Source organism: Mesorhizobium sp. M7A.F.Ca.CA.002.05.1.1 (assembly GCF_003998335.1).
Lineage (GTDB): Bacteria > Pseudomonadota > Alphaproteobacteria > Rhizobiales > Rhizobiaceae > Mesorhizobium.
Genome location: NZ_RZQI01000453.1, coordinates 1 through 4,778, shown reverse-complemented (window position 1 = coordinate 4,778; position 4,778 = coordinate 1). Strand labels below are relative to the sequence as shown.

The 4,778-nt window shown below is 63.0% G+C and carries 3 protein-coding genes; all 3 read right to left on the bottom strand.

Going from position 1 to position 4,778, the window contains the following annotated elements; all coding sequences use genetic code 11:
- Positions 1-1,675, bottom strand: a 1,675-nt coding sequence (gene ligA / locus EN939_RS21320; RefSeq protein ID WP_127269549.1) for an NAD-dependent DNA ligase LigA, incomplete at its 3' end; no start/stop codon positions are given.
- A 111-nt stretch (positions 1,676-1,786) separates the two neighbouring features.
- Complete coding sequence (recN, locus tag EN939_RS21315) at positions 1,787-3,460, bottom strand: DNA repair protein RecN (RefSeq protein ID WP_127269548.1); 1,674 nt, start codon at positions 3,458-3,460, stop codon at positions 1,787-1,789.
- Between the two features lie 118 nt (positions 3,461-3,578).
- Complete coding sequence (locus EN939_RS21310) at positions 3,579-4,448, bottom strand: outer membrane protein assembly factor BamD (RefSeq protein WP_127269547.1); 870 nt, start codon at positions 4,446-4,448, stop codon at positions 3,579-3,581.
- Positions 4,449-4,778: the final 330 nt, after the last annotated feature.

Below are 4,778 nucleotides of genomic sequence, written 5' to 3'. Positions count from 1 at the left end.
GCGAGTCGATGGCGGCGAACAGCTTGTCGAGGCCCTCATAGTTGCGATCCTCGACGCTGCGCACATTCTTGCGCGTCTTGCCCGATGCGGCCTCGCGCTGCCTTGCCTGCTCCTCGCGGCGTTCGGCCAGCGCCCTGGTGACGGCCGGACGGCGATCCCTGAGCGTGAAGATATCGGCGGCGGTCTTGATCAATCCCGCATTGAAGAACGTGTCTATGTTCTCCGCGCCGAGGCCTTCGATGTCCAGGGCGCCGCGTGACACGAAGTGGCGCAATCCTTCCACCGCCTGCGCCGGGCAGATCAGTTCGCCGGTGCAGCGCCGGCGGGAATCTTCCTTGCCGGTCTTTTCGTTGATCTCGCGCGTCGCCGGCGAGCCGCAGATCGGGCAAGTGTGAGGGAACTCGTAAGGCACCGCATCAGCAGGCCGCTTGTCGATGACGACGCTGACGATCTGCGGAATGACATCGCCTGCCCGCTGGATCACGACCGTATCGCCGATGCGCACATCGATGCCGTCGCGGATCGGCTCGCCGGTCGAGTCCAGGCCCTTGATGTAGTCCTCATTGTGCAGCGTGACGTTCTCGACCACGACGCCGCCGACAGTGACCGGCGCCAGCCGCGCAACCGGCGCCAGCGTACCGGTACGGCCGACCTGGATGTCGATCTTCTGCACGGTCGTCATCGCCTGTTCGGCCGGAAATTTATGCGCGACCGCCCAGCGCGGTTCGCCGGTGACGAAACCCCAGCGGCGCTGCAACTCCAGCTGGTCGACCTTGTAGACGACGCCGTCGATATCGTAGCCGAGCGCCGAGCGCTGCTCCTCGATCCGATGATAATGCGCGATCAGCTCCTCGGCCGATTTCGCCCGCACCATCAGCGGACTGATCTTGAACCCCCACTCGGCGAATTTCTGCACCGAATCATATTGGGTCGGAGCGGGATCAGCCGTCGTGTAACCCCAGGCATAGGCGAAGAATTTGAGGTTGCGGCTGGCGGTGACGGATGGATCCTTCTGGCGCAGCGATCCGGCCGCCGTATTGCGCGGATTGACGTAGTCCTGGCCGCCGGCCGCAGCCGATCGCTGCTTCAGCGCCTCGAATTCCGCATAGGTCATGTAGACCTCACCGCGGATCTCGATGATTTCGGGCCAGCCCGAGCCTTTCAGCTTCGCTGGAATATCGGCGATCGTCTTCAAATTGGCGGTGATGTCTTCGCCAACGGCGCCGTTGCCACGCGTCGCGCCCTGCACGAACACACCGTTTTCGTAACGCAGCGAAGCCGACAGCCCGTCGATCTTCGGTTCGGCTGTGAAGGCGATGTCGAGCTCCTTGTCGCGATCGAAGAACCGCCGCCCGCGTTCGATGAAATCCGTGACGTCATCGTCGGTATAGGCCTTGGCAAGGCTGAGCATCGGCACGGCATGGCGCACCTTGGTAAAGCCTTCCGCCGGAGCGGCTCCGACCCTGAGCGATGGCGAATCCTCGCGCACCAGCGCCGGAAAGCGCTCCTCGATGGCAAGGTTGCGCCGTGCGAGCGCATCATACTCCGCATCGGTGATAACAGGCGCATCTTCGGTATGGTAGCGCCGGTCGTGCTCGGCGATCTCTTCCGCCAGCCGCTTCAGCTCGGCTTCGGCCTCGCTTTCGGTCAGGGCATCAACTGGTTTTTCGGACATGCTTTCTTCCCCGAACGGTGGCGCTACACAATAGATCAGCATTTCAAGAAAATCATTCCTGAACAGCAGGATGGAGCCATATCCTGACTCGATCCCTGACATCAGCCGTTCTTATGCAGCTGTGGTGTTCTCGCGCAGCAACCGTTCGGCGGCCGCGCGCGCTTCATCGGTGATGGTGGCGCCGGCCAGCATGCGCGCGATCTCTTCCTGCCGCGCCGGCCGGTCCATCTCGGCGATGCCTGTGGCGACACGGTCGGTGGTGCCTGATTTGGAGATCAGGAAATGCGTCGCCGCGCGTGCCGCCACCTGCGGTGCGTGCGTCACCGACAGCACCTGGACGCGTTTCGACAGTCGCGCCAGCCGCTGGCCGATGGCGTCGGCGACAGCACCGCCCACGCCGGTGTCGATTTCATCGAACACCAGCGTCGGCGCCGAACCGCGGTCGGCCAGCGCCACCTTCAGCGCCAGAAGGAAGCGCGAAAGCTCGCCGCCGGAGGCCACTTTCATCATCGGCCCGGGCCGCGTGCCTGGATTGGTGCGCACCCAGAACTCGATCTGGTCGATCCCCTCTTCCATGCGGCTCTCGGCCTCGCTCTTCATTTCCACGATAAAGGCGGCGCGTTCGAGCTTCAGGGCCGGCAGTTCGGCCATCACGGCCTTGGTCAGGCCGACCGCCGCCGCATGACGCAGCGAGGACAGCTGCGCGGCGGCAATGTCGTAGGTCTCGCGCGCGGCGGTGGCCTGCTTTTCCAGCCCATGCAGGCGCTCCTCGCCGGCATCGAGATCGGCGAGATCGGCCGACATCGTGTCGCGCAGCTGCGCTAGATCGTCGACGGCGACGCTGTGCTTGCGCGAGGCGGCGCGCAGCGAAAACAGCCGCTCCTCCGCTTTCTCCAGCCGCTGCGGATCATATTCGGTGGCGCGCAGTGCTGCCTCGACGCCCGATTGCGCCGCGTCGAGCGACAGCATCGCCTCGTCGAGCGATTTGACGACATCGTCGAGCAGGCCGGGCGCCTCCGACACCTTGCGCTGCAGCCGCCGCAACAGGCTGGCCAGTTGCGGCAGGGGCGAAGATGGGCCCGACAGCACATCCTGCGCGTCATGGATTTCGGAAGCGATCTTTTCGGCCCGCATCATCGATGCGCGCAGTTCGGCAAGGTCGGTCTCCTCGCCCGGCTGCGGATCGAGCTTGGTCAATTCCGCCACCGCCGCGCGCAGATAGTCGGCCTCGCGCGCGGCCGCCGCCACCTTGATGCGGTGGCGCGACAGCTCCTGCTCGCAGGCGCGCCAGTGCCGCCATGCCTCGGCGGTCGAGCGGACGGCGCCGAGATGGCCCCCGAAAGCGTCGAGCACCTCGCGGTGTGCTCCGGGATCGACCAGCGCGCGCTCGTCATGCTGGCCGTGGATCTCGACCAGCGCGCGCCCGACATCGCGCATCAGCGTGACGCTCGAAGGCTGATCGTTGACGAAGACACGGGTGCGGCCGTCCGCCGTCTGCAGGCGGCGCAGGATGATGTCGCCGTCGTCCTCGATCGCATTGTCGGCAAGCAGCGTACGCGCCGGATGATTGCGCGGCACGTCGAAGACGGCGATGACCTGGCCTTGCGCCGCGCCATGGCGCACCAGCGAAGCATCGCCGCGCGCACCGAGCGCCAGCGAAAGGGCGTCGAGCAGGATGGATTTGCCGGCACCGGTTTCGCCGGTCAGTACCGAAAGACCCGGCTGGAAGTCTATATCCAGCTTCTCGATCAGGACGATATCGCGGATCGACAGTCTGGAAAGCATCAGAACCCGAATCTAGAACGGCACGCGACCATTTGCAGTCGCAGCGCCGCACTATCTTTTTGTTTGAGCACCGGATCAATCCGAAAAGCGCTGTGGCGCTTCAGTCGATGCTCATACGTCAGGCGCCGGTGATCATCTTCCCGGCTTTGGATATCCACGACCCGGCATTCTCGCGCGGTGCAAGCCCATTGCTCTGCAAGAGCTTGTAGGAATCCTTGTACCATGGGCTGTCGGGGTAGTTGGTGCCGAGCACGGCGGCGGCGGTTTGTGCCTCCGAGGTCAGACCCATCGCGTAATAGCTTTCGGTCAAGCGGGCGAGCGCCTCCTCGACATGGCGGGTGTTGGAATAGTTCTCGACCACGGTGCGGAAGCGCTTCACGGCAGCGATGTATTCACGCCGCTCAAGATAGTAACGGCCGATCTGCATTTCCTTGCCGGCCAACTGGTCGTTGGCGAAGCGGATCTTTTCCTTGGCGTCTTCGACATATTCCGATGTTGGCCAGCGCGTGACCAGATCCTGCATCGTCTGGACGGTCTGGCGCGCTTCCTTCTGGTCCTGCGTCACGTCCTTGATCTGACGGTAGTAGCTCAAGCCGATGATGTACTGCGCATAGGCGGCGTCATCGGTCGACGGGTAAAGCGTGAGATAGCGCTTGGCCGAGCCGATCGCCTCATCGTAATTGCCCTGGCGATAGTCGGCGAAAGCGCCCATCACCATCGATTTGCGGGCCCATTCCGAATAGGGATGCTGACGGTCGACGGCGTCGAACTTCCGGCTCGCCTCCTGCAGGCGCCCGGCATTGAGATTGGCAAGGCCCTGATTGTAGAGAACATCGGCCGGCTCGGTCTGCTCGACATAGGTCGACAGGTCGATATCTTTCTCCGACGACATGCAGGCCGACAGAAAGAGCGATGGAACAACTACTGAAAGCGCCAGGAAAACAGCCCTCTGCGGTGCTTTCAATTGACCAACTCGCTTGAAGAACATGATTGGATCTCGCCCTTTCGGCGCTATTTCAATGCCAGTTGCACGCCATTGTTTCAAAACTGGTCCCCACTTTTGAATGACATGCATTAATCGACGGCAGCAGCCATAAACCATAACCGCCTTGCCCGGCAACGCTATCTCCGGCCAATCGCGCATTTTTGTGGCGGCCGGACGCCACTTGGACATCAATGCAATTTCACTGGCGGGTGGTGCATTCCTGCAACATTCGCTATCACCATGGAACCCGAAAAAAACCTGGGAAATCAGATCATCCAGGGTGCGTAGAGTGGCGCATTGACGGCGTTCATCTCGGCGCTGCGGCCACGCTCA